Source organism: Formivibrio citricus (genome assembly GCF_900115065.1).
Taxonomy (GTDB): domain Bacteria; phylum Pseudomonadota; class Gammaproteobacteria; order Burkholderiales; family Chitinibacteraceae; genus Formivibrio; species Formivibrio citricus.
In genome coordinates, this window is record NZ_FOVE01000001.1 from 160,775 (window position 1) to 186,261 (window position 25,487).

Below are 25,487 nucleotides of genomic sequence, written 5' to 3' on the forward strand. Positions count from 1 at the left end.
TTGCTTGTTCATGACTGAATTTATGTTTTTCGTGGGGTGAGCTTGATTTTGTCAGTTTTTGTTCTGGACGAAATTCGACGCTGGCGGGGTTGGGGGCAAAGCCGATGAAGACTATATTGAAGCTGTTATGCCACTGAAAAATGGCTCCGGTCATGAAACGTCTGCGCCTCTCTCCTTTAATGTTTTTGATAGCGCTGCTGGCGCTGGGCGGCGCGGTCTGGCGATGGAGCGGGCATTTCTGGGATTCGGCAGGAAAGCGTGTCATTACGGTCGGGGTCTATGAAAACGCCCCCAAGATCTACACCGGAGAAAATGGCCGCCCGGCGGGGTTGTTTGTCGAGTTGCTGGAGGAAATGGCGCGAATCGAAGGCTGGCGTCTGCATTATGTCCACTGCAAGTGGGCGAATTGTCTGGCGCAACTGGAACAAGGCCAACTCGATCTGATGCCCGATGTCGCGTTTTCCAACGAACGGGGCAAGCTTTACGACTTTCACAATGTTTCAGTCGCCAGCAGCTGGTCGCAGGTCTACACCCACCCGGAACTCAAGGTGCAAACGCTGGCAGATCTTGCGGGAAAACGCATCGCAGTTCTGCAAGATAGTGTTCATGCGGTGTTTCTGGCCCAACTGATGGCGGGCAGCCAGCACGGCTACCAGCCGGTGTTGGTGCAGTCGCTGGATGAAGGGTATGCAGCGGTGGTTGCGGGCAAGGCCGATGCGGTCGTGACCAACAGCTTCTATGCCGCACGTAATGGCGGCAAATATAAATTGCAGGAAACCCCCATCGTTTTCCTGCCGGCGAATCTCTATTTCGCAACCGGCGAAGGACGCAATGCCGATTTGCTGGCGCGTATCGATGAACATCTGACACGCTGGCGGCGTACGCCGGATTCCGTCTATTTCAATGCCCTGCATCGCTCCATGGCCATGCCACCGGAAGTGTTGATGCCGCGCTGGGTTCAATGGTCGCTGGCCGGGTTCGGTGCTGCGATTCTTTCGCTGCTGGCAATCAGCCTGTTGTTGCGCTGGCAGGTGGCGCAGCGCACGAGGGCGCTGGTCGAGACGGCCAACGAACTGAAAGACCAGCGGGCCAATCTCGAGCATCTTGTGGCGGAGCGCACGGCAGAATTGCAGGCGTTGTTCGATTCGGCTTGTGTAGGCATCGTGCTCACGCGTGACCGCGTCATCGTTCGTGGCAATGCCCGGCTGGACGAGATGTTCGGCTATGCGCCCGGCGAGCTGATCGGACAATCCACTCGTATCTGGTACCCCGACGAAGCCGCATACGAGCAAGCCGGGCAGGCGCTTCGCCTGCAGATGGCCGGGGGAGAGATTCATTCCAGCGAAGAATATGTGTGCCGCAAGGATGGCAGCCGATTCTGGGTGCGGATGTCGGCGAGCGCTATCGATCCGGCTGATTTGTGGCGGGGAGTGGTAGGGGTTCTTGAGGACATCACGGCCGAACGTGCTGCGATTGAGGAGATTTGCAAAGCGAAGACGATGGCCGAAGAAGCTACACGCATGAAATCGGAATTCCTGGCCAACATGAGCCACGAAATCCGCACACCGATGAATGCGATCCTCGGCATGCTTTACCTCGTGCTCAAGAACGATCTGCCTCCCGGACTGCGCAACCATCTTTCCAAGGCGCAGGGGGCCGCGCATTCGCTGCTGGGAATCATCAATGACATTCTCGATTTCTCCAAGATCGAAGCCGGCAAGCTCGAAATCGAAAACATTGAATTCGGGCTCGACAGTGTGCTGGAGCGGCTGACCGATGCCATCAGTTTTCAAGCCGAGCGCAAGGGCATCGAGTTCCTGATTCGTTACGACGCCACCATTCCTCAACTCTTGATCGGGGATCCGTTGCGCTTGGGGCAGGTGTTGCTGAACCTGTGCGGCAACGCGGTCAAGTTCACCGAGCATGGCGAGGTCGAACTGGCTTTCCGTACCCTGGAGATGACGGAAACCGATATCACCATCCAGATCAGCGTGCGGGATTCCGGTATCGGCATGAGTCCGGAGGTCCGGCAAAAGCTTTTCGACAAATTCACCCAGGCAGACCAATCGACAACGCGCCGCTTTGGCGGTACCGGGCTTGGGCTCGCGATCAGCAAGAATCTGGTCGAACTCATGGGCGGGCGCATCTGGGTTGCGGATTCGCAGCAGGGCAAGGGATCGACGATCTGTTTCACGGTGCATCTGCAGATTGCCAGGCAGGCGCAGGCTCGCCAGCGCGAGCTTGTCGAACAAGCCGGGCCGCTGCTCAAGGGGATTCGCGTGCTGGTGGTGGACGACAACGAAGTCTCGCGCGAGATTCTGGCCGAGATGCTGCGTTTCTTCCGTTTGGAGGTTGCTACGGTGCCCAATGGCGCGGCAGCCCTGGCCGAATTGAAGGCGGCCGCAACGCCTTACGATCTGGTGTTGATGGATTGGCGCATGCCTGGCATGAAGGGCGACGAAGTGACACAGCGTATCCAGCTTGAACCGGAGATAGTGCGCCGGCCCAAGGTGGTGATGGTCACGGCCTATGGGCGTGAGGATGTGATCCGTCTGTCTGAACAGGCTGGAGCGGACGGTTTTCTGATCAAGCCGGTATCGCCTTCGACCCTGCTCGATACGATTCTTTCGGTGTTGGGACGCGGGCGCATTTTCGGGGCGGACGATCAACATCGCGCACGGCTTCCCGACCTGGCGACCAGCGGGCTGTTGGCCGGAACGCGCCTGTTGCTGGTCGAGGATAACGACATTAACCGCGAGTTTGCCACTGAATTGTTGCGCAGTGAAGGTGTTGAAGTCGACGAGGCGCTCAATGGTGCACAAGCCGTGGCGAAGGTTCAGCAGCAAAACTACGATGCAGTATTGATGGATATCCAGATGCCGGTGATGGATGGGCTGGAAGCCGCACGCAGAATCCGCGCCCTGGCCGAAATGCCGGGCGGGGAGCGCTTTGCCCGGTTGCCGATCATCGCCATGACTGCGCTGGCGATGGCGCAGGACGCCGAAAAGAGCCAGGCCGCGGGAATGAACGATCATGTGACCAAGCCCGTGGCGCCGGACCGGCTGATGTCCGTGTTGACGAAGTGGGTGCAATTGCCGGATGGCCGTCGCGGCAAGCCGGCCATCGTTGGCGCTTCTGGCGCAGGGCAGGCTGGCGCAATTCCGTCCGACCTGCTGGCTCTGACCTGTCTGGATGCCGGAGAGGGCGTCCGCCGCATCGGTGGCAAGGCCGATGCCTATCGCAGGCAGTTGCGGCGTTTTCGCGATCACTATGCTGATGCCGTCACGGAATTGCGCCGGCAGATCGCAGAGAAGGGCGCCCAGCGTGCCGAAGAATATTGCCATGCGCTGAAGGGCGTGACCGGCAATATCGGCGCGCAGGCGCTCTACGAGAAAATTTCCGCGCTGGACACCCTGCTCAAGGAGGGAACGCAACCCGATGCCGCTGTGCTGGACGAGGCGGAGGCGTTGCTGCAACAGGTGGTAAGCGAAATTGCGGGACTGGCTGTCGGCGCGGATGCCGTTTCAGCCGCGCCAGCAATTCCGTTGACGCCGGAGGCATTGCACGAGTTGCGGGAAAAACTGGCGCATGCGCTGAAATATGATCTGGGTGAAGCAGAGCCCTTGCTTGCAGCATTGCGCGCCGGTGTGGCCGGCGGCGCGTTGGAAGCGGAAGTTGCCGCGATTGAAACCTTGGTCGATGTATTCGACATCGACGCAGCGCTGGAACGATTGAATAAACTGGACACGACATCATGACCGAGCTTGCAGACAAACCAACCAACGGCCGTCCGCGCATTCTGATCGTCGACGACGTGCATGAAAACCTGCATGTGCTGATGAACATCCTGCGCGACGATTATGCGATCAGTGCGGCTACCAGCGGCGAGAAAGCGCTGGAGCTGGCCCGGACGCAGCCTGTGCCGGATCTCGTCCTGCTCGACATCAAGATGCCGGGCATGGATGGCTATTCCGTGCTGTCCGCATTGAAAATCGACGTGCTCACGGCGGATATCCCGGTGATCTTTGTCACCTCGCTTGCCGATCCGGAGGATGAGGAACGCGGTCTGGCGCTCGGCGTGGCCGATTATGTCACCAAGCCGGTAAACCCCGACCTGCTGAAAATGCGGATCCGCACCCAGCTCGAACTGAAGCGCTATCGCAGGCATCCGGTGATGTTCGATATCGCCGCGCATGCCGATCCGGGGCATCCGCCTTCCTTGCTGGTCGTGGACGATGTGCCCGAGAACATCCACGAATTGCTCGAAGCGCTGAAGGGTGAATACCGCATCATGGTTGCCAGTAACGGCATCAAGGCGCTTGAGATCGTGCAGGGCGCGCCCCCCCCCGATCTGGTTTTGCTCGACATCGTGATGCCCGGCATGGATGGCTACGAGATTTGCCGGCGTATCAAGTCGATGCCCGTGGGTAACCGGATTCCAGTGCTTTTCGTGACTGTGATCGACTCTACGGAAGGCAAGGTGAAGGGCTTCGATCTTGGCGCTGCCGATTACATCACCAAGCCCTTCGATATCGACGAGGTGCGAGCGCGCATCCGCACGCATCTGGAATTGGCACGGTTGCGGCGCTTTCTTGAAGACCTGGTTGCGCAGCGTACCGCGCTGTTGCAGGTGAGCGAAGAGAAATACCGCATCCTGGCTCATCGCGATCCGCTCACCGGCCTACCCAACCGGGTGCTGTTCGTCGAATTGCTGGAACATGCAATCCAGCATGCCGAACGCAACAAAAGCCAGTTTGCGCTGCTGTTTCTCGATCTCGACAATTTTGCGAGCATCAACGAGAGTTTCGGCCACAGTCTGGGGGATCAGGTTTTGGTCGAAGTCGGCAAGCGCTTGCAGGATCTGCTGCCGGAGCGCGATGCCGTTGCCCGCATCGGGGGCGACGAATTCAACGTTATTCTCGAGCGTGGCGAGGGCATGCCTTGGGTCGATTTGCTGGCGCAGCGCATGATAGATGCCTTGGCCGCGCCTTTCGTCCTGGCGGGCAAGAATGTTTATCTCGGCGCCAGCATCGGTATCGCGCTTTATCCCGCCGACGGCGTTTGTGCGGAAACCCTGCAAAGTAATGCCGATGCCGCGTTGCATCAGGCCAAAGCGCAGGGCCGCGGTATCTTGCGTTTCTTCTCACCGGAAATGTCCAACCGGGCGAAACAGCGATTGACGCTGGAAGCCGAATTGCGCCATGCGCTTGAGCGCGATGAACTGCGTCTTCATTACCAGCCCCAAGTCGATCTGATCAGTGGCGAAATCGTCGGGGTCGAAGCGCTGGTGCGCTGGCAACACCCGGAACGGGGCATGGTTCCGCCCGGCGAATTCATTCCCTTGGCCGAGGAGAGTGGCCTGGTGGTGCCGCTGGGCAATTGGGTGTTGCGCGAAGCCTGCCGCCAGATCAAGCGCTGGAACGAAGCCGGATTGAAATATTGCCAGACCGCGGTGAATGTTTCCGCTGTACAGCTCTGCCGCGGGAATCTGGTTGAATCGGTGAAGGAGGCACTGTCCGAAACAGGCATTTCGCCCGAGCAGCTGGAGCTCGAAATTACCGAAAGCTTTGTCATGCAGGACCGCGAGCAGTCATTCAAGTCGCTGGCCGATCTCAAGGCGCTCGGTGTACGAATTTCGATCGATGATTTCGGTACCGGTTATTCCTCGTTGAGTTATCTGCAGCAACTGGATGTGGACAAACTGAAAATCGACAATTCCTTCGTGTGGGACATGACCACCAGCAGTGGCAGTGCTTCAATCGTCAGGGCGGTCATTGCGCTGGGACAAAGCCTGGGGCTGGAAATCGTCGCCGAAGGCGTGGAAGAAACCAGCCAGGCGCGCTATCTGCGTTCGCTGCAGTGCGACGTGATCCAGGGCTATCTCATTAGCCGGCCGCTGCCCGCCGACGAGATGACACGCTTCATGACGACATTTACCCCGTTGCAGACGCCCGTCGAAAACGAAGCCATGTCAACGCTGTTGCTGGTCGATGACGAAGAGCATAACCTGTCGGCGCTCAAGCGCGTGTTGCGCCGCGAGAACTACCATATTCTTGCCGCATCCAGTGGCGAAGATGCGCTCGCCTTGCTGGCGGAACATGAAGTGGGCGTGATCCTGACTGACCAGCGCATGCCCGGCATGACGGGGACTGAGTTGCTGGCTCAAGCCCGCGTCATGTATCCCAAGACGGTACGCATGGTGCTTTCTGGCTATACGGGGCTGGACAGCCTGACCGACGCGATCAACCGGGGCGAAATATACAAATTCCTTGCCAAACCCTGGGATGACAAGGAGTTGCTTGAGGTTATCCGCGAAGCGTTCCGCCATTACGGCAGACCATGATTAACCGAGTGTGTCAACGAGGCTGCGCGCCTCGTTGGCACACGCTTCCATTCTGATTACAGAACCAGTTGCGTTCCCAGTTCCACTACCCGGTTGGGCGGCAGCATGAAGTAGGACGAGGCCGATCCCGCGTTGCGGAACATGGTGACAAACAGCTTCTCGCGCCAGCGGGTCATCAGCCCGGCGCCGACCTTGGGTATCAGCGTTTCCCGTCCCAGGAAGAACGAGGTATCCATCATTTCCAGTTCCAGCCCTTGGGCTGCGCACAGTTCCAGCGCAGCGGGAACATTCGGTTCGTCCATGAAGCCGAAGGAAACCACGACCTGGTAGAACTGCTCGTTCATCCGGGCAACCCGTACCCGTTCATCTTGCGGGATGTACGGGCTGTCGGGCGTTTCGACGGTCAGCAGGACCACGCGCTCGTGCAGGCTCTTGTAATGCTTGATGCTGTGCAGGAGCGCATGCGGTGTGCTTTCCAGGTTTGAGGTCATGAAAATCGCCGTACCCTGAATCTTGGGCACGGCTGGCGCCATGAACCCGACAAACTGATCCAGCGGCATGCCTTCTGCGGCGAGGCGGCCATGAACCAGCTCGCGCCCGCGTTTCCAGGTGGTCATGACCAGGAAAATGAACAGGCCGAGTGCCAGCGGGAACCAGCCGCCGTCCATGATCTTGAAGGTGTTTGCACTGAAGTAGGCAATATCCACGAGCAGGAAGCCGCCAAGGATCAGGTTGCACTTGAGCGGGCTCCAGTGCCAGCGATAGCGTGCCACGATGAAGGTGAGGATCGTGGTGATGACCATGGTGCCGGTGACGGCAATGCCGTAGGCGGCGGCGAGCTTTGTCGACGAGCCGAAGCCGACGACCAGGATGGCGACGGCGATCAGCAGCACCCAGTTCACGCCCGGCAGGTAAATCTGGCCGGCCTCTTCTTTTGAGGTGTGCTGCACGTCCATACGCGGGATATAGCCCAGTTGCACGGCTTGGCGGGTGAGCGAATAGGCACCGGAAATGACGGCTTGCGAGGCGATGACCGTGGCCATGGTCGACAGGATCACCATCGGATACAGCGCCCAGCTGGGAGCCAGCAGGTAGAACGGGTTGGCAATCGCTTTCGGGTCGGTAATCAGCAAGGCACCCTGGCCGAAATAGTTGATGACCAGTGCGGGCAACACCAAGCCGAACCAGGCGTATTGCACCGGCTTGCGGCCGAAGTGCCCCATGTCCGCATACAACGCTTCGCCGCCGGTGACGGCCAGTACCGATGCGCCCAGCGACAGGAAGCCGAGCATGGGATGGGCCATGAAGAAGTTCAGCGCGGGCAGCGGGCTGACGGCAGCCAGCACTTGCGGCGCCCGAACGATGGACATGATACCGAGCACGGCCAGCGTGGCAAACCAGAGGATCATGATCGGGCCGAAAAACGCGCCAACCCGTGCCGTGCCGTGTTTTTGCACGACAAACAATATGAACAGCACCACGAGCGAGAGCGGCACGATGTAGGGGGTAAAGGCCGGAGTGGCGACTTCCAGCCCTTCCATGGCCGAGAGCACTGAAATCGCCGGCGTAATCACACTGTCGCCGTAGAAGAGCGCGGCGCCGAAAAGCCCCAGCAGCATCAGGAATGCAGTCTGCTTTTTGCTCTCTGCATGGTGCAGCACCAGGGCCATCAACGCCATGATGCCGCCTTCGCCCTTGTTGTCGGCGCGCATGATGAAAATCACATATTTCAAGGCCACGATCACGACCAGCGACCAGAGCACCAGCGAGAGCATGCCCAGAATGTTGTCATGCGTCATCGGCACCGGGGAGTGCGGGTTGGCGAAGATTTCCTTGATGGTATAGAGCGGACTCGTGCCGATATCGCCATAGACGACACCCAACGCGGCAAGCGTGAGCGCTGCCGTGCGGCTGGTATGTCCGGATTGGAGAGGCTGGCTCATGGAAAATCCTTGTTTTTTTGATATTTAAAACTGAAAACGGTATCCGACGCCGGATACGGTCAGGAAATGGGCCGGCTGCGCTGGGTCGACCTCGAGTTTCTGGCGTAAGCGGCTCATGTAGATGCGCAGGTAATGGCTGCTCTCGTTATGGTTCGGTCCCCATACCTCGCGCATCAGCGTGCGGTGCGTCAGTACCTTGCCCTGACTGGAGACCAGTGCGCAGAGCAGACGGTATTCGATGGGGGTGAGATGAACTGCGCCGCCCTGACGCAAGACTTCCCGTCGTGAAAAATCGATGCAGATATCGCCGAATGCCGTTTGCGGCGAGGGGTCCTGCTGGCGCACATGGCGGCGGATCAGGGCTCGAACCCGCGCGACGAGTTCGCCGATGCCGAACGGTTTGGCGAGATAATCGTCGGCGCCGGCATCCAGTGCCTCGATCTTGTCGGTTTCATCGGTGCGCGCGGAAAGAATCAGCACCGGCGCATTCGACCAGGCACGAAAATCGCGGATCAGCTCCACGCCGTCCATGTCCGGCAGTCCGAGATCCAGGATCAAGAGATCGGGCCGGCGCGTGCCGGCATCGATCAATCCCCGTTGCCCGCTTTCTGCTTCCAGCACCTTCCAGCCCTGTTCCTCAAGTGCACTGCGCACGAAGCGGCGAATCTGCGGTTCATCCTCGATCAGCAGGATGTTGACACTGGTTTCAGTCATGTTCTGCCTCGTCCTCAAAAGCGGGTGGATTGCCCAGCGGCAGGCGCAATATGACGCAGGCACCGCCCCCCGGCCGGTTAGCCGCATCGATACGGCCGCCATGCGCTTCCATGATGGCCTTGCAGATTGCCAGCCCCAAGCCCACGCCGGGCTTGGCGGATTCGGCTTCGCCGCGCTCGAAAAGATCGAACAGATGCTCGATTTTTCCTTCCGGGAACCCCGTGCCGCGATCGCATACGGCGATGCAGGCTTCCTGTTGTTCCACGAAAGCGCGAATCTCGATGCGCTGGTCTTCGTGTGAATACTTGGCGGCATTCTCGACCAGATTGCACAGCACCCGTTCCAGCAGAACCGCGTCGAATTCCACCAAGGGGAGATTGGGGGCCAACTCGACCGAAACCGGCCGATTACCCAGGTAGGGGCGCAACAGTTGCAGGCCGGCGCTGATCACGTCCTCGAACAGTTGCCATTCGCGGCGCAGCGTGACCTTGCCCGCTTGCAGGCGGGCCATATCGAGCAGGTTGGTCAGCAGGTTGTTCATGGCGCGGGACTGGTCGCGGAGGGTGCGGGCGCTGTCGCGCAACACTTCCGGCATGAGCGAAGACTCGGCCAGTGTATCGGCTTGCCCGACCAGCGAGGTCAACGGGGTGCGCAGGTCATGCGAAAGCGCGGAAAGCACCGAGCTGCGCAGCTTCTCTGCACTCATCTGAAGCTGGGTTTGTTGCGCGACATCCACATAATGCAGGCGTTCGATGGCGATGGCGACCAGCGAGGCCATGGTCAGCAGATGTTCGCGGGAACGGGCTGCCCCTGCAGGCTGGACCAGCATGACGCCGCGTGTGCACATGGGCGCGGCAAGCGGCAGGTAAAGAGCGGGGGCTGCACCATCGTGTTCTCCGCTCACGGCGTCCTTGTTGTTGAAAGCCAGGTTCAGCAACTGTTTTTCCAGTTCGCTGCAACCTGAGGTATCGAGTTGTTTTCCTTCATTCAGCAGGAAAAGCCGGGCCTTGCCTGAATCGGGTTTCAGGTAGGTGGCAACCGCTTCTTCGACCTGCGCCAGACTCGCAGCCCCGGTCAGGTTGCGGGCCAGTTCGTAGAGGTCGCGAGTCTGGTGTTCATGGCGGCGGGCGCGTTCGGCCTCTTCCTGCAGGTTGGTGACGAGACCTGTGGTCAGCAGACTTACGGCGAGCATGACGGCAAAGGTGATGAGGTAGTAGACATCGCTCACGGCAAAGGTGAGCTGGGGCGGAACATAGAAGAAATCGAACAGGGCCACGCTCAGGAAGGCCGCGAGAATGGCCGGTCCGCGCCCCAGGCGCAACGCCACCACAAAGACCGCCAGCAAAAACAGCATCACGGCATTGGCGAGATCAAGCTTGTCGCGCAAGGGCAGGGTGATTGCCATGGCCAAGAGGCAGGCGCCGATGGAAAGCCCGTAGCGCAACGGAACCGGCAGGGAAGAAGGGGTGTCCATTCTTGGACTCCGCAGGACTCGACACCTCCAGCTTAGGGAATGACTGGCAAAAACGGTGTAATGAATGAAGTTGGCGATGTAAAAAAATAGTAAAAACGTTTCATTTTTCGCCGTTCCAGTACAGCAGCACGATTTCCTGAAGATCCTTCTCCAGTTCTGCGTCGCTGATGCGGCTGAAACGCTGGTAAAGCGCGGGGGCGATCTGCTGGAAAACCTCGAACAAACGGGGCTCGAAGTGCGTTCCTGTGTCCTTGCGCATGATGTCCAGCGATTGTTCCAGCGACAGCGCCTGCTTGTAGGGGCGGACCGAGGTCAGCGCATCGAAGACATCGGCGATTGCAAACACACGGGCAGTCAGAGGGATCGACTCGCCAGCCACGCCCTTGGGATAGCCGTTACCGTCAAACCATTCGTGATGGTTGCCGACCACGTCTGCGGCATGGCGCAGCCAGGACGAGTGGCTGATGATGTCGAGCCCCAGCTTTACGTGCTGTTTCATGATGCTGAATTCTTCTGGCGTCAGCGGCCCCGGTTTGAGGAGGATGGCATCGTGAATGCCGATTTTTCCGACGTCATGCAGGAAGGCGCCCGCAATCAGTTCCTTGATGAGATGTTTATGCATCTGGATGGCTTCGCCAAGCCGGACAGAGTAGAGCGTGACGCGGAAATTGTGCGAGTTGGTATCCGAATCGCGCTTGGCGATGGCGCTGCCCAGCACTTTCATCAGCTCCATGTTGCCGCGCAGGATGGCGTGCGCTTCGGCATGAACCTTGCGGTTGAGCGAAATGATAAAGGGATACAGCAGCAACGTAGTGAACAGGGCTATGACAAATGCCATGATCAGCAAGTGCTGCGTTTGCCTCTCCAGACTGGAAAGTTTTTCTTCGGGCACGATGTAGACGCCCTCGAAATGCCCGGCAATCGTGCCGTCTTCCTGCAAGGGAACAAGTACGCGAATGATCCTGGTGTTGCCCAGCCGCATGAATTCGGCATGAACTTCCTTGTCTTCCGGAAGCTTGTGCCGGCCGCGCGCATCAAGCATGGCTTCGATCCGCTTGCCTTCCACGCCGTTTTTTTGCACCACCAACTGGCCATGCCGGTTATAGAGCTCGATACCGACAAAGCCGTGAGTGTGGTAGTCGCTGGCCATGACCTGCAAGGCCATGATGTCCATGGGCGTGCCGTTGAGCCGTTTGAGTACTTCCGGCGCGACTTTCCTGACTTCGGATTCGGCCAGCGCGAGAACCTGCTGGTTGATCTGCCTGACCCCATACCACCATGCCCCGCCTCCGATGAGCAGGGAAACAAGCAGCCAGCCGAAAAAGAGGCGTTTTATTGCCGCAGTGTGGATGTTGTTCATCTTGGTTATCCATGAGTCACTTTGAGCATGGCATCCGGGGCGGGATATGCAAGCACGGTCTTGTGCCGCATCGTGCAGCGACCGACAATGTGGCTCCCCAATCCGATTAGCCGATTGTTTATTGCCATGCGTATTCTTGTAGATATTTCCAGGCAAACGCTGAACCTGCATGCGGAAGATGGCGCCCTGTTGCGCGAGTACCCGGTTTCCACCGCGGCGCTGGGCGTGGGCGAGCAGAAGGGGAGTTTCCAGACCCCGCGTGGCCGGCACGTTATCCGGGCGAAGATCGGCGCCGGATTGCCGTCCGGTGCCGTACTGAAGGCGCGCCGGCCTACCGGCGAAATCTGCACGCCTGAACTCGTGGCGTACGCACCGGAGCGCGACTGGATCCTGTCGCGCATCCTCTGGCTCTCGGGTTGCCAGCCGGGCTTCAACCGCTTGGGTAATTGCGACACGATGGCGCGTTATATCTATATCCACGGTACGCCGGATTCAGAACCGATGGGGGCTCCCAAATCGCATGGCTGCATCCGCATGCGCAACGGCGATGTGATCGACCTCTTCGAGCGTGTGGCGCTTGGAACTGAAGTGCTGATCCGGGCTGGCGATGCCGATAGTCCCGCAAGCTTTCCGTTATCGATTCTGGATTGGCGTCGCGGCTGGTGCGCCATCCGCCCGTTGCGCGAAGCGGTGTTCGTGCGCGAGCACGGCATTCCCGCCGAGCTGGAGTTCGACGAGAAAGACCAGCTGGCGACGCATCTCGTGCTCTGGAACGGAGAAGGTGAAGCCGTGGCCTGCGCCCGCCTGCTGCGTGAAGGCTATCTCGGGCGCATCGGCGTGTTGCCGGCCTGGCGCGGGCAAGGCTTGGGAAAACGGCTGGTGGCGGCAGCGCTGGAAGAAGCGCGCCGGATCGGCTGGAAGGAATTGCGCCTGACTGCGATGGCGAACAAGACCGCGTTCTACCTCCCGTTCGGATTCGAGCCGGTGGGCGACGAGTTCGAGGCGGCGGGGTTGCCGCATCAGGCCATGCGCTGTTTTCTTTGACCTTGAAACTTTGGTTGAACCACAGAGGCTCTGAGAACACAGAGAAAACAAGTCGTGATGCTAATGCCGCTATTTATGCGCCTGCGGGGCCGGGTTTAGAGCCGGTTCCGCCCGGCAGGCAGGAAGGGGTATTTGTCTCGCCAAATACCCCTTCACCCCAAAGGCGAGCCCACTCCGGCGCCCCTGCGGGGTTCCCTGCGATGCTCGCAAGGCGCGGCGGCTGCGCAACTCGGCCTGCGACCTCAAACAGTGCTCGCCAAATTCCCGCACCTTGCTGTGCTTCTCGGCGCCTACCAGGGCAGAGCGTGCTGCATGCGGCACTGGTCAAGAAAAATGCCGTTCACTTGGCTGAAGTGAGCGGCATTAAACCATGGCGCTTTGAACTTGCCTCACCCGGCCAATGAGATACGCAGCGCGCAAGAACCTGATTTCCCGCTTTTCTCTGTGCCTCTGTGTCTCTGTGGTGAGGTGTTCAGGTTTAACACTCGTTCATAGCGTTGCCAGATCAATCTCGCCCACATTGTTGAAAATGTGGTCCGGGCGATACTGGAATTTCTCCATGCTTTCCATCGTGGTGACGCCGGAGAGCACCAGCGCCGTGGTCATGCCCGCTTCCATGCCGCCCACGATGTCCGTGTCCATGCGGTCGCCGATCATGACAGCGCTGTCCGGCTGCACGCCCAGCTTGCGCGTGGCGAGCATCATCATCAGTGAATTGGGTTTGCCCACGATGTAGGGCTTCTTGCCGGTTGCCGCGGAAATCGCCGCCAGGAAGGTGCCGGCTGCCGGTTCCGAGCCGCCTTCGACGGGGTCGATCATGTCCGGATTGGTGCCGATGAACTTCGCGCCGTGGTCGATCAGGCGGATCGCCTTTTTCAGTTGCTCGTAGCCGAAGGTAGTCGATTTGGCGACGATCACGTAATCCGGATTGGATTCGGAAATCGAAAAACCCACGTTATAAAGTTCGTTGATCAGTCCGCCGCCGCCGACCACATAGGCCGTGGGGTTGGGCTTGCGGTTCTGCGCCTTGAGAAACATGGCTGTCGCCATGGCGGCCGTGATGAAGTTGCCTTCGTTCAGACCGTGTATTCCCAACCCTTCCAGTTTGAGTTTGAGATCCAGCGGGGTTTGTTCCGCGTTGTTGGTCAGGAACAGGAACGGGGCCTTGCTGTCCAGCAGGCGTTGCACGAATTCGCTGGCGCCGGGGATCAGTTGTTTGCCCCGGTAGATCACGCCATCCATGTCCGAGATGATGCCTTTCATGTTTTCTCCTTTCTTGTTTATGTCCGCGCAGTGTATCGCTCCGCCTGTTACGGCGTCATGAATTCGCTTGCAGCAGAACCCGCCTTGTAAGTACAGGCTTTTATGCGATGCTTATATGAGCTGTGGCGCGAGGGATAGGGTATGACTTGGAAGCTTTTGAAACTGAATGGTCTCAAGAAAAAACTTTTTTTTGCATCGCTGGCGCTGGTGGTGGTGCCCATGCTGTCCGTGATGCTGATCCTGAGTTATTCGTTGAGCAAAAAATCCGAAGAAGATTTTGTCGCGCGCGTGACGGGTGAGATACGCCAGGTGGACAACGTGATCACGGTGTTGCTCGATAGCGCAAAACATAATCTGGAGATGATGAACAGGCATCCAGCCATGCAAAAGCTGGATACGAGCATCAACAGCTACATGACCGTTCCGGGCGCAACCGATCTGAAGACTGTCAGGCGCGGGCCGCTTGAGCAGAGAATTCTCGATCACCTGAACCTGATCGGAAAAACCCATCCCGACTACATCGAGCTTTACCTGGGTACCAAGTACGGTGGTTTCATCACCAACGATACCGACAAGGTTCCCGGAGGTTACGATCCCCGCCGACGCCCGTGGTACAGCGATGCGCTGGACAAAAAAGGCGAGGCCATTATTTCCAAGGCTTACTACTCCGTAACCACGAATGAGAATGTGGTGGCAGCGGTCAAGGCCTATACGGATGCGGCTGGCGAGGTTCAGTTCGTGGGCGGGATCGATATTTCGCTCAAGCGTCTGACTGACATCATCAACTCGATCCGCATCGGCAAGACCGGCTACCTCGTCCTGGTGGAAAACGACGGCAAAATTCTGGCGCACCCAACCAAGAAAGACTTGCTGGGGAGGCACATATCCGATCTGCAAGTCCCCGAATTGACCGATGCCGTTGCAAAGGGCGAGATGACCGTTCGCTATCGTTTCGAGGGAGTCGAGAAACTTGGGCGGGTCATCGCTGCTTCACGCGCCGGCTGGAAAATTATCGGCACGATCGAATACAGCGAGATCATGGCCAGCGCACGCTACTTGATGACTGTCGTGCTGGTGCTCGGGTTGGTGTTTACCGGCCTGGCCATCACGATTGCGTATCTGCTGGCGAGCCGCATGTCCGGTTCGATCAACAGCGTGGTCGATGTGCTGCACAAGACAGCCCAAGGCGATTTCTCTTGCAAGATCGATGGCCGGCATGAGCGGATGAATGATGAAATCGGCGATCTGGCGCGCAGCTTCAACCAGTTCATCGCCAAGATGTCCGAAACCATTTCCCAGATTTCGCTTGCCGCCAGTCAGGTGGCATCGAGCTCCGGCCAGATTTCGCAAACGGCGCAATCGTTGTCGGAAGGGGCCATGGTACAGGCGGCCAATGTCGAAGAGGTGTCGAGCAATGTCGAGCAAATTGCTGCAGCTATCTCGCAGAATGCCGACAATTCGGCGCAAACCGAGCTAATCAGCATCAAGGCAGCAGGCGAAGCCGAGGAAGGTGGTCAGGCCGTGGCAGAAACGGTCAGAGCCATGCGAGAAATCGCGGGCAAGATATCGGTCGTTGAAGAGATCGCCCGGCAGACCAACCTCTTGGCGCTCAATGCCGCGATCGAGGCCGCACGGGCCGGTGAGGCTGGCAAGGGCTTCGCCGTCGTGGCCTCGGAAGTGCGCAAACTCGCAGAGCGCAGCCAGAAAGCGGCTGGGGAAATATCGGGTCTTTCTAACCATTCCGTGTCGGTTGCCGAGAAGGCAGGTAACCTGTTGCAGCATATTGTTCCGGGTATCCGCAAGACTTCGGATCTGGTTCAGGAAATTACAGCGTCCTGTCGCGAGCAGAGTTCGGGTGCGGAGCAGGTGTCCACTGCCGTGAACCAGTTGACGTCGGTAATCCAGCAGAACGCGGCGGCCAGCGAGGAACTGGCTTCCATGGCTGACGAATTGTCGGGGCAAGCGGTCTATCTCAAGGATTCGATTGCCTCGTTCAAATTGGGCAAGCATTGATTGTTTGGCGCAGAAATGTCGAACAAGGAGGATAAAATCATGGCGCTGCCAATATTCAAACTGAATAGCATAAAAAAGAAAGTGTTTGTCAGTGCCATGTTGATGGTAGTGATTCCGATGCTGTTTGTGATGTTGTTGTTGAACTATGCGATTGCCTTGAAATCAGAAAAGGATTTTATTGACCGCGCAACAGGAGAAGTGTCGCAGCTCAATGAGATGATGCTGACATTTTTTGAAGCAGTGTCTGACGACCTTACTTTAATTGGAAATCATCCCGCTGTTTTGCGGGCGGATAAAACGATTAACAATTATGTTAATAGTGTTGCTGATATTCCAAATAAAGATGTAAAGCGTGGCCCGCTCGAAAATGAAATTTATCAATTTTTGAACCTGATTCGTAGCTCGCATCCTGATTATGATGCAGTTAACTATGGCAGCAAAGACGGTAATTATGTGCCCGGAAGAGAAACTGCCATTATCCTGAAGGGGTTCGATCCAAGAAAACGGCCTTGGTTTATTGCCGGTATGCAGGCTCAGGGACGGGCTGCAATCGGCAAGGTGACAATTTCCTCTACCAAGGATTACATCCTGTACATGGGCAAGGCTTTCAAGGGCAAGGATGGTGATTTTTCCTATGCCACAGGCATATCCATCAAACTCAACAGACTGACGGACAAGATCAACCGGGTGAAGATCGGCAAGACCGGCTATTTGGCCCTGACCGAGCAGGATGGCACCTTGCTGGTGTATCCAAAAAAGGAATTCCTCGGCAAAAATGTTTCTGATCTAAAATTGCCTGTATTGACTGATGCAATTACCAAGGGCGAAGGGATTGTCCGTTATAAGTTCGATGGCGTGGACAAGGTTTCAAAAGTCATTACCGTTCCGGGAAGCAGCTGGCGCATGATCGCCGTGATGGAGAAAAGCGAAATTCAATCCAGTGCGCGGGATCTAATGATTATTGTTACGATAGTGGGCGCCTTGTTTACAATTCTTGCGATTTGTGTTGGCTATCTGATGGCTGTGCGTATCTCGAATCCGGTGAGCGATGTCGTTGGCATGCTCAATAAAACGGCCATGGGCGATTTCAGTCACAAAATTGATCCGAAGTATGAGCGAGCCTCCGATGAAATCGGCGTGCTGGCATTCAGCTTCAATCAGTTCATCGGAAAAATATCGGAAATCATCGGCAATATATCGACCGCGGCAAGCCAGGTTTCGCGCGGTTCGGGTCAGATTGCCGATACGGCGCAATCCTTGTCGCAAGGTTCGATGCAGCAGGCGGCCAGTGTCGAGGAAGTGTCGGCCACCATCGAAGAAATGAACGAAACAATCCAGCGCAATGCGAACAGCGCGGCGCAAACCGAACGTATCAGCGGCAAAGCGGCGCAGGATGCGGAGGAAGGCGGCAAGGCGGTTGCCGAAACGGTCGGCGCCATGAAGGAAATTGCCGGCAAGATTGGCATCATCGAAGAAATTGCCCGCCAGACCAATCTCCTGGCGCTCAATGCCGCGATTGAGGCCGCTCGGGCCGGCGAAGCAGGCAAAGGCTTTGCCGTGGTGGCCTCGGAGGTGCGCAAACTGGCCGAACGCAGCCAACATGCCGCGGCAGAAATCTCGGACCTCTCCGGTCATTCCGTGGTTGTGGCAGAGCGCGCCGGCGAATTGCTGCGCGAAATGCTGCCCAATATCAGGAAAACTTCCGAACTTATACAGGAGATTTCCCTCTCCAGCCGCGAGCAGGCCTGCGGTGCCGCGCAGGTGGTATCCGCGATCAACCAATTGACTTCCATCATCCAGCAGAATGCCGCTTCAAGCGAGGAGCTTGCCTCCATGGCGGACGAGCTTTCCGGACAGGCGGTCTATCTGAACGATGCGATTGCATATTTCAAATTGTCCTCGGAGAAATAAAAACATAAAATTTCCACAAGCCGCGGGGGCAAAACAGAGTGAAAGGGAATGTCCGTGAAAATCAGAACGAAAATCTGGGGAATGGCGCTGACAGCGCTTTTGGGTTTGTTCGTGATCGCATTCGCCGGGCTTTACTCGCTGCGGCAGAACATTCTGGATGAACGCAAAGCGCAGGTCGTGCAATTCCTGGATTTTGCCGAGTCATTGACCCGCCATTATCAAAGCCTGGAAGCCAGCGGCAAGCTGACCCGTGCAGAGGCGCAGGCGCGTGCCAAGGAGGCGATCGGCGCCCAGCGCAAGGGGCATGACTACTTCTTCGTTCGTTCCCTGAGTGACAGTGTCATGCTGGTTCATCCCATCGCCAGCCGCGTTGGCAAGGTCGACGATGGCGGAAAAATGAAGGATGGCCGCCCCTTGGTCGAGCATTACAAGGAGGCGCTCGACAAGAGCGCGGGTGGCAAGGCCATTTTGTGGGCCGAAGCACCGCGGCCCGACAAGGAAGACAAAAAACGGCTGTACCCGAAACTTAGCGGAATCGCCAAATTCGAGCCTTGGGGCTGGATGATCGGCATCGGTTTTTTTGTCGACGATATCGAAGAACTGTTCTGGACCCGCGCGATCGTTCTGCTTTTCATCGGTGCGGCGATGGTCGTGGTTTTTGCGGTCTGGACCTATATCGTTTCCAACCGCATTGCCAAGCCGATCGTTGAGGCGGTCGATGTCCTCAACGAGATGGCAAAAGGCGACTTCACTCGCGAGATCAACCCCGCCTACGCGAAAAAAAACGACGAAATAGGGATGCTGGCTACCGGTATCAACCTGTTCACCCGAAAAATGTCGGAGATGCTTTCCGGCATCGTTTCGGCCGCCAGCCAGGTGGCAAGCGGTTCCTGTCAGATAGCCCAGACCGCCGAGTCGCTTTCGCAGGGATCGATGCAACAGGCGGCAAGCGTGGAGGAGGTGTCGGCAACGGTCGAGGAAATGTCTGGGGCCATCCAGCAAAACGCAGGCCATGCCTGTGAGACGGAAACGATCAGCCGCAAGGCGGCGCTAGATGCGGAAGGCGGAGGCAGTGCGGTTGACGAGACCGTAGCGGCCATGCGGGAAATCGCCGACAAGATCGGCATCATCGAGGAAATTGCCCGCCAGACCAACCTGCTGGCGCTCAATGCGGCAATCGAAGCAGCGCGGGCCGGCGAGGCGGGCAAGGGTTTTGCTGTGGTGGCAAGCGAAGTGCGCAAGCTCGCCGAGCGCAGCCAGAAGGCCGCGGGCGAAATTTCCGGGCTGTCGGTGCATTCGGTGACCGTTGCGGAGAAGGCTGGCGAGTTGTTGCGGCAGATCGTACCGGATATCCGGAAAACGTCCGATCTGGTCGAAAAAATATCCCAATCCAGTCGCGAACAAGCCAGCGGCGCCGAGCAGGTTGCTTCCGCGATGACCCAGGTGACGATGGTCATCCAGCAAAATGCGGCATCCAGTGAAGAACTGGCATCAATGTCGGACCAGCTTTCTTCGCAGGCGGCCTGGCTCAAGGAATCGGTTGCGCCGTTCAAGTTGCGGCAAGGCTAGTGGTCTGCCATGTTTGGCGCGCCTCGGCATCCACGCAAACCTGCGTGACTGACTATCAGGCGCTGTTGACGTTGCTTGCAAAGCTGCGTTTGGGGTGGTTCGAGATGGATTGCAAGGCGCAAAGCGCCGTCTGATTGGTGAGGGTAGTGCAAGCGGTTTGCAACGCAGAATGTCGCTCGAAATGCCCCAAACACGAAGGGCTGGGGCGGAAAACGCCATTCACTGTGTTTGTGTTTTTGGAAAAATACTTGGTTGTTGTTTGCATCGTGTGCCTTGTGACTGGCCTTTCCCGGCCCGGCGCAGATTTGTAAGCAACATCAACAGCGCCTACACTGTGCGTTTGAACAGACGGGGGAGGCATCATGGCTTGGAGCGCATTCAGGCTGGGCAGCATCAGGAAAAAGATGTTCTTGGCCTCGTCGTTGCAGGTGTTGTCGCTGGTTGTCTGCATCATCCTGTTGCTGGGGTATTCGCTCAACAAAAATGCCGAAACCGATTTCTGGGAGCGTAGCGCCGGGGAGGTCGGTCATGTCAACAACATGATCGATGCCATGTTCGAGGGGATCGTCGTCGATCTGGATGTGCTGGGGCGTTACCCCGCGATGGCGCGTGCTGATAGCTCTGTCAGCAGCTATGTGAACAGCGTTGCCGATATTCCGAACAAGGATGTGAAGCGCAGCCCCGCGGAGGCGCAAATCTACGGCATCCTGCGCTTGTTCAGCGATGCCACGCCCGATTACGACAGCGTAGTGTGGGGCAACCACCTTGGGCAATATGTCAATTCCAACCCCAAAGGCGTTTTGCTCAAGGGGTTCGACCCCCGGAAACGCCCCTGGTACCCGGCGGCGGTGGAAGCCAAGGGCGATCTCGCGGTCAGCAAGTCATTCAGGAACACCAGTGGCGAGAACGTGGTCTGCAACAGCAGGGCATTCAAAGGCAATGGGGGCGCGCTGACCCATGTGGCGGCCATCTGTGTTTCGCTCAAGAAACTGACCGACAGGATCGGCAGTATCCGCATGGGGAAAACCGGCTACATGATCCTGACCGAAGCCGACGGCACGATCCTGGCGCATCCCAAAAAAGAATTGCTTTCGAAAAACATCACCGAGCTGAAAAACCCGGCCCTGACCGATGCGGTGAAAACGGGCGAAGCACAAATCCGCTTCAAACTCGGCGACGCCAATAACGTGGCGCGAGTGATGGTGGCGCCCAAGACGAAGTGGCGCATCATCGGCGTCATCAATCACGATGAAATCGTGTCCAATGCGCGCAACATGACGAAACTGGTGTTGTTGCTGGGGGCGGGCTTCTGTCTGCTGGCGCTGGGCGTGGGCTATTTCCTGGCCAAACGCATCTCGCAACCCGTATCCGACGTAATCGGCGTGCTCAACGAAACCGCGCAGGGCGACTTTACGCTGCGGATTGATTCGGCCTATGAAAAACGCCCCGACGAAATAGGCCGGCTGGCCACGAGCTTCAACCGCTTCATCGACAAGATGTCGCAAACGATTTCAGATGTGGTCACCGCCGCCAACCAGGTGGCGCGCGGTTCGGCGCAGATAGCCGATACGGCGCAATCGCTTTCGCAAGGCTCGATGCAGCAGGCCGCCAACGTGGAAGAAGTGTCGGCTACCGCAGAGGAAATGAGCGGCGCCATCCAGCAGAACGCGAAGAACTCGGCGCAGACGGAAGCGATCAGCCGCAAGGCAGCGGAAAATGCCGAAGAAGGCGGTCAAGCTGTGGGGCAGACCGTTGCGGCCATGCGGGAAATTGCCGACAAGATCGGCATCATCGAGGAAATCGCCCGCCAGACCAATCTTCTGGCGCTCAATGCCGCGATTGAGGCCGCTCGGGCCGGCGAGGCAGGCAAGGGCTTTGCTGTGGTGGCAAGCGAAGTGCGCAAGCTCGCCGAGCGCAGCCAGAAGGCTGCGGGTGAAATTTCCGGGTTGTCGGTGCATTCGGTGACCGTGGCGGAGAAGGCGGGCGGGTTGTTGCGGCAGATCGTGCCGGATATCCGGAAGACCTCGGAGCTGGTGCAGGAAATATCCTACTCCAGCCGCGAGCAGGCCAGCGGCGCTGAACAGGTTGCCTCGGCGGTCAACCAACTGTCCTCCGTGGTCCAGCAAAACGCAGCTTCCAGTGAAGAACTGGCATCGATGTCGGACCAGTTGTTGTCCCAGGCAAGCTGGTTGCGGGAATCCGTTGCATCGTTCAAGCTGAATGAGAAAACCTAGTAGTCAGTCACGCAGGTTCGCGTGGATGCCGAGGCGCGCATCTGCGCCCCATGCGCACGAAGCGAACCGCAGCCATAGCCCGGCTATGGCGAGGATGAGCGACAAAGCGCATGGGGATGCAGGGCGTGACGAACATAGCAGAATCTGTTTGACTGACTACTTGACAAAGTGAACCGGCAAATGCAGCCAACGGCCGGGAGGAGCGCATGGAGCGTCACGAAGATTTGGCCAGGCAGCTGGAGGCGATAAGCCACATTCTGCCGCTCTGGAAAAAAAACCTCGCGCTGGCGCGACAGCAGGTCGAGCAAGGCGGCGGCATGGTTGCGACCCGCTTCTCCGGCATCGTGGAACGGCTCCGGCGTGCCATACTCCAGTCCGCCGAGGAGGGGGGGGAGCTCGACGGATGTCTGGCCAGCACGTTCGTGGGCATGCAGGAAGAATTGCGCGATCTGCAGTTGGGTGACCAGAATCTGCGGCAGGCCACGGCGCAAGCCCAGCGCATGGTCGATGCCATGCTCGAACGTCTTGAGACCGCCATTTTGCGGGAACAGGAATCTGCCCGGGCTTTGCGGGAAGAAAGCGCGGGTATTCAGGCTGAAATCGCCGAAATGCTGGTAGCCTTGCAGCATCATGACCGGGTTAGCCAGATCCTGGGCCATGTCGAACGGGACCTCGACAAGATGTTCGGCAAGCTGAATGAAATTACCCGGGCCTGGCGCAACGGCGATTCCGTGCCCGAAATAGAATTGGAACATTGGCTGGAGGAACTGGAGCGATCCTACTCCACGCAGGAACAAAGAACGGTGCATCACGGCCAGACGGCCAGCGCACCGTCCGACAATGACATCACCTTTTTTTGACAGGAGCTCCCGAGATGAGCAAAACCGTCATGATTGTCGACGACTCCACCAGCATGCGACAGACCGTCAAGATATGCCTGTCCAGTGCCGGTTACGATGTGGTCGAGGCTGAGGATGGACAGGATGGCATCGCCAAACTGGATGGCCGCCCGGTTCACCTGATCATTGCCGACGTGAACATGCCCGTCATGGGCGGGATCGATATGGTGAAGGCGATCAAGCAGATGCCCAACTACCGGTTTACCCCGATCATGATGCTGACGACCGAATCCGACGAGACGCGCAAGCGCGAAGGCCAGTTCGCCGGTGCCAAGGCATGGGTGGTCAAACCGTTCAAGCCCGAGCAGTTGCTGGCGGCCGTGGCCAAACTCATCATGCCGTGAGGACATCATGGAGATTCAAATCGAAGAGCGGGAATCGGAACGGGTGTTGGCCCTCAGGGGAGAGGTCAACATCTATCACGCGGCGCAACTCCGGGATGCCTTGCTGGCCGAATTGAATGCCCAATCCGAAATCGGTCTGGATCTGGAGCATGTCAGTGAAATGGATACGTCAGCCATCCAGATTGTCGTGGCGCTCCTGCGTACTGCTGCGGATCAGGGCAAACTGGCGCGAGTGGTGAAAGTCGGGTCTGCTGCCGCCAATATCATCAGGTTCTGCAATTTGCAGGACGAACTCGGGCTGCAGCTCCCCTGAGGAGGAAGCAACATGGATCTGAGCAAAGCCAAGGATACCTTTCTGCAGGAGGCGCGCGAACTTCTGCAGCAATTCGAGACGCTGCTGCTCAAGGCCGAATCGGCATCGCTCGATTCAGAAGACCTCGGGGCATTGTTTCGCACGGTCCACACGATCAAGGGCTCGGCGGGCCTGTTCGGCTTCGAGGCCATCGTTTCGTTCTGCCACACGGTCGAAAACGTGCTGGCCCAGTTGCGCAGCGGCACCTTGTCGCTGACCCCGGAGCTTTCCCAGCTTTTGCTGTTGTGCCGCGATGGAATCTCCCGTCTGGTGGACGATGCGGAGGTGAGCGAAACGCCGCTGGTCGAAGTGCCCGAGGCCGAGAGGGCATTGCAGGATGCGCTAGCTTCCGTCGGCGTCCATGAAGAAACCCCTGCCAAGCCCAGATCGATTCCTGTCGCCACGATGCATGCGGATGTCGATGACGCGCAACGCTGGCATATCCGGGTGAAGTTCGGCGCCGATGTGCTGAGAGGCGGGGTCGACCCGATTGCCTGCCTGCGCTATCTCAGTACGCTGGGCACCATTTCCGGGATGCAAACCCTGTTTCCGTCATTGCCGGCGCTCGATGAACTCGATCCGGAAACCTGCTACATCGGCTTCGATTTCACCCTGACCAGCAGCGCATCCTTGGCAGAAATCGACGGTACGTTCGATTTTGCGCGTGAAGGCAGCGAAATCGAGATCAAATCGCTTACCCCCGTTGCCGTGCCAGCCGCAGCGCCAGCTCCGGACAACCAGCCAGAGCCCGAAGCCCGGCATGCCGAACCTGTCGCTCGCAAACCCGGAGAGGGCAAGTTTCTGAAGGTGGAAGCAGCGAAGCTCGACCGTCTCATCAATCTGGTCGGAGAGCTGGTGATCGCAGGGGCAGCCGCCAATGTGTTGAGCGTCAACCGCAACGACAACCAGATGCAGGAAGCCATTTCGACCATATCCACATTGATCGAGCAGATCCGCGATGGTGCGCTGAACATGCGCATGGTGCCGGTCGGGGAAATATTTCAGCGTTTCCCGCGCGTGGTGCGCGATGTCGCCCATGAATTGGGGAAAGATATCGAACTCAGGATCTCCGGCGAAGAAACCGAACTCGACAAGTCGATGGTGGAAAAGCTCACAGACCCGTTGATGCATATCGTGCGCAATGCGCTGGACCACGGCATCGAGCCGGCAGCGGAGCGCAAATCGAGCGGCAAGCCAACCAGGGGCAAGATCGAGCTGATGGCTTATCACGAGTCGGGCAGTGTGGTACTGGAAGTGTCCGATGACGGCGGTGGAATCCGCCGCGACAAGGTGATCCATAAAGCCGTCGAGCGCGGCCTGATCGAGTCGGGGGCAGGTCTGACCGACGCACAGGTTTACCATCTGCTGTTCGAACCGGGGTTTTCCACCGCTGAAGCCGTAACCAACCTGTCCGGTCGCGGCGTGGGAATGGACGTCGTCAAAAAGAACATCGAGGCACTGCGCGGGGAAATCGAAATCGAAAGTCGCGAAGGACAGGGCACCACGATGCGCCTGCGGCTTCCTTTGACGCTGGCGATCATCGATGGCTTCCTGGTGCAGGTGGGGCCATCGCAGTTCGTCATTCCGCTCGACATGGTGCTGGAATGCATCGAGCTGGTAACCCAGGAATCCAGATATCGCCGTTACATCGAATTGCGCGGAGAGGTGTTGCCCTATATTGATGTTCGCGACATTTTCGACATTCACGATGCAGCCTTGCCCTCCTACCGTTATATCGTGGTGGTGCAATATGGCAACAAGCGTGCCGGCCTGGTGGTCGATCATCTGCTGGGCGAGTTGCAGGTCGTGATCAAACCGCTGGGCAAGCTTTTCCGGGGCGCGCAGGGAATCTCCGGCTCGGCCATCCTTGGCAGCGGCGAGGTCGCCCTGATTCTGGACGTGCCGCAACTGGTGCAGGTGGCTTGCCGCCAGGAAAAAGAAGAGATCGAACATCACCACGAACGAAGCCACACCGAACATGCATGCGGCAAATGAGTCCTGGCCGGCCGGGGCGCCGGGACGAG

At 58.2% G+C, this 25,487-nt stretch carries 16 protein-coding genes; 11 read left to right on the forward strand and 5 right to left on the reverse strand.

Going from position 1 to position 25,487, the window contains the following annotated elements; all coding sequences use genetic code 11:
- The first annotated feature begins 152 nt into the window (after positions 1-152).
- Both BMZ36_RS00665 and BMZ36_RS00670 read left to right on the forward strand, forming a co-directional pair.
- Positions 153-3,758: a response regulator gene (locus BMZ36_RS00665; RefSeq protein ID WP_177187714.1), complete on the forward strand. Its 3,606-nt coding sequence runs from the start codon at positions 153-155 to the stop codon at positions 3,756-3,758.
- Positions 3,755-6,343 carry an EAL domain-containing protein gene (locus tag BMZ36_RS00670; protein ID WP_091189676.1) on the forward strand — a complete coding sequence of 863 codons (2,589 nt, stop codon included), beginning with the start codon at positions 3,755-3,757 and terminating at the stop codon, positions 6,341-6,343. Before BMZ36_RS00665 ends, BMZ36_RS00670 begins: the two co-directional genes overlap by 4 nt.
- A gap of 56 nt (positions 6,344-6,399) precedes the next feature.
- Here the strand turns inward: BMZ36_RS00670 and BMZ36_RS00675 are convergent, their stop codons facing one another.
- From BMZ36_RS00675 to BMZ36_RS00690, 4 genes are all read right to left on the reverse strand, one after another.
- Positions 6,400-8,286 carry a potassium transporter Kup gene (locus tag BMZ36_RS00675; RefSeq protein ID WP_091189679.1) on the reverse strand — a complete coding sequence of 629 codons (1,887 nt, stop codon included), beginning with the start codon at positions 8,284-8,286 and terminating at the stop codon, positions 6,400-6,402.
- Between the two features lie 24 nt (positions 8,287-8,310).
- Complete coding sequence (gene kdpE, locus BMZ36_RS00680; RefSeq protein WP_091189682.1) at positions 8,311-9,000, reverse strand: two-component system response regulator KdpE; 690 nt, start codon at positions 8,998-9,000, stop codon at positions 8,311-8,313.
- Positions 8,993-10,474, reverse strand: coding sequence for a DUF4118 domain-containing protein (locus BMZ36_RS00685; protein ID WP_091189685.1), 1,482 nt, complete (start codon positions 10,472-10,474; stop codon positions 8,993-8,995). Before BMZ36_RS00685 ends, kdpE begins: the two co-directional genes overlap by 8 nt.
- 100 nt (positions 10,475-10,574) lie before the next feature.
- A complete protein-coding gene (locus BMZ36_RS00690; protein WP_177187715.1) occupies positions 10,575-11,834 on the reverse strand; it encodes an HD-GYP domain-containing protein in 1,260 nt (419 codons plus the stop codon).
- A 126-nt stretch (positions 11,835-11,960) separates the two neighbouring features.
- Here BMZ36_RS00690 and BMZ36_RS14460 point away from each other — a divergent pair, with 126 nt between their 5' ends.
- Positions 11,961-12,878: a GNAT family N-acetyltransferase gene (locus BMZ36_RS14460; protein ID WP_177187716.1), complete on the forward strand. Its 918-nt coding sequence runs from the start codon at positions 11,961-11,963 to the stop codon at positions 12,876-12,878.
- Between the two features lie 489 nt (positions 12,879-13,367).
- Here the strand turns inward: BMZ36_RS14460 and BMZ36_RS00705 are convergent, their stop codons facing one another.
- Positions 13,368-14,141 (reverse strand): HAD-IIA family hydrolase, encoded by a 774-nt coding sequence (locus tag BMZ36_RS00705; RefSeq protein ID WP_091189693.1) that lies wholly within the window; start codon positions 14,139-14,141, stop codon positions 13,368-13,370.
- 141 nt (positions 14,142-14,282) lie between these two features.
- On the opposite strand from BMZ36_RS00705, the gene BMZ36_RS00710 reads away from it, so the two are divergent.
- From BMZ36_RS00710 to BMZ36_RS00745, 8 genes are all read left to right on the forward strand, one after another.
- Positions 14,283-16,154, forward strand: a complete 1,872-nt coding sequence (locus BMZ36_RS00710) for a methyl-accepting chemotaxis protein (protein WP_091189696.1) — start codon at positions 14,283-14,285, stop codon at positions 16,152-16,154.
- A 39-nt stretch (positions 16,155-16,193) separates the two neighbouring features.
- A complete protein-coding gene (locus tag BMZ36_RS00715) occupies positions 16,194-18,065 on the forward strand; it encodes a methyl-accepting chemotaxis protein (protein WP_177187717.1) in 1,872 nt (623 codons plus the stop codon).
- Between the two features lie 54 nt (positions 18,066-18,119).
- On the forward strand, positions 18,120-19,634 hold the full coding sequence (locus BMZ36_RS00720) for a methyl-accepting chemotaxis protein (protein ID WP_177187718.1): 1,515 nt from the start codon (positions 18,120-18,122) through the stop codon (positions 19,632-19,634).
- Positions 19,635-19,996: 362 nt separating this feature from the next.
- Complete coding sequence (locus BMZ36_RS00725) at positions 19,997-21,868, forward strand: methyl-accepting chemotaxis protein (protein WP_091189704.1); 1,872 nt, start codon at positions 19,997-19,999, stop codon at positions 21,866-21,868.
- Between the two features lie 206 nt (positions 21,869-22,074).
- Complete coding sequence (locus tag BMZ36_RS00730; protein WP_091189706.1) at positions 22,075-22,728, forward strand: hypothetical protein; 654 nt, start codon at positions 22,075-22,077, stop codon at positions 22,726-22,728.
- A gap of 14 nt (positions 22,729-22,742) precedes the next feature.
- The gene (locus BMZ36_RS00735; protein ID WP_091189709.1) at positions 22,743-23,111 is read left to right on the forward strand and encodes a response regulator; all 369 of its coding nucleotides are present in this window, start codon (positions 22,743-22,745) and stop codon (positions 23,109-23,111) included.
- Between the two features lie 7 nt (positions 23,112-23,118).
- Positions 23,119-23,424: an STAS domain-containing protein gene (locus tag BMZ36_RS00740; protein ID WP_091189712.1), complete on the forward strand. Its 306-nt coding sequence runs from the start codon at positions 23,119-23,121 to the stop codon at positions 23,422-23,424.
- A gap of 12 nt (positions 23,425-23,436) precedes the next feature.
- Positions 23,437-25,458 carry a chemotaxis protein CheA gene (locus BMZ36_RS00745; protein ID WP_091189714.1) on the forward strand — a complete coding sequence of 674 codons (2,022 nt, stop codon included), beginning with the start codon at positions 23,437-23,439 and terminating at the stop codon, positions 25,456-25,458.
- The last annotated feature ends 29 nt before the right edge of the window (positions 25,459-25,487 follow it).

Bases quoted from the DNA above. Each gene is read 5' to 3' on its own strand.
- BMZ36_RS00745 (WP_091189714.1), top strand. From the start codon at position 23,437: ATGGATCTGAGCAAAGCCAAGGATACCTTTCTGCAGGAGGCGCGCGAA.
- BMZ36_RS00715 (WP_177187717.1), top strand. From the start codon at position 16,194: ATGGCGCTGCCAATATTCAAACTGAATAGCATAAAAAAGAAAGTGTTT.
- BMZ36_RS00725 (WP_091189704.1), top strand. From the start codon at position 19,997: ATGGCTTGGAGCGCATTCAGGCTGGGCAGCATCAGGAAAAAGATGTTC.
- BMZ36_RS00705 (WP_091189693.1), bottom strand. From the start codon at position 14,141: ATGAAAGGCATCATCTCGGACATGGATGGCGTGATCTACCGGGGCAAA.
- BMZ36_RS14460 (WP_177187716.1), top strand. From the start codon at position 11,961: ATGCGTATTCTTGTAGATATTTCCAGGCAAACGCTGAACCTGCATGCG.
- BMZ36_RS00735 (WP_091189709.1), top strand. From the start codon at position 22,743: ATGAGCAAAACCGTCATGATTGTCGACGACTCCACCAGCATGCGACAG.
- BMZ36_RS00690 (WP_177187715.1), bottom strand. From the start codon at position 11,834: ATGAACAACATCCACACTGCGGCAATAAAACGCCTCTTTTTCGGCTGG.
- BMZ36_RS00665 (WP_177187714.1), top strand. From the start codon at position 153: ATGAAACGTCTGCGCCTCTCTCCTTTAATGTTTTTGATAGCGCTGCTG.
- BMZ36_RS00740 (WP_091189712.1), top strand. From the start codon at position 23,119: ATGGAGATTCAAATCGAAGAGCGGGAATCGGAACGGGTGTTGGCCCTC.
- BMZ36_RS00710 (WP_091189696.1), top strand. From the start codon at position 14,283: ATGACTTGGAAGCTTTTGAAACTGAATGGTCTCAAGAAAAAACTTTTT.
- BMZ36_RS00685 (WP_091189685.1), bottom strand. From the start codon at position 10,474: ATGGACACCCCTTCTTCCCTGCCGGTTCCGTTGCGCTACGGGCTTTCC.
- BMZ36_RS00730 (WP_091189706.1), top strand. From the start codon at position 22,075: ATGGAGCGTCACGAAGATTTGGCCAGGCAGCTGGAGGCGATAAGCCAC.
- BMZ36_RS00670 (WP_091189676.1), top strand. From the start codon at position 3,755: ATGACCGAGCTTGCAGACAAACCAACCAACGGCCGTCCGCGCATTCTG.
- kdpE (WP_091189682.1), bottom strand. From the start codon at position 9,000: ATGACTGAAACCAGTGTCAACATCCTGCTGATCGAGGATGAACCGCAG.
- BMZ36_RS00675 (WP_091189679.1), bottom strand. From the start codon at position 8,286: ATGAGCCAGCCTCTCCAATCCGGACATACCAGCCGCACGGCAGCGCTC.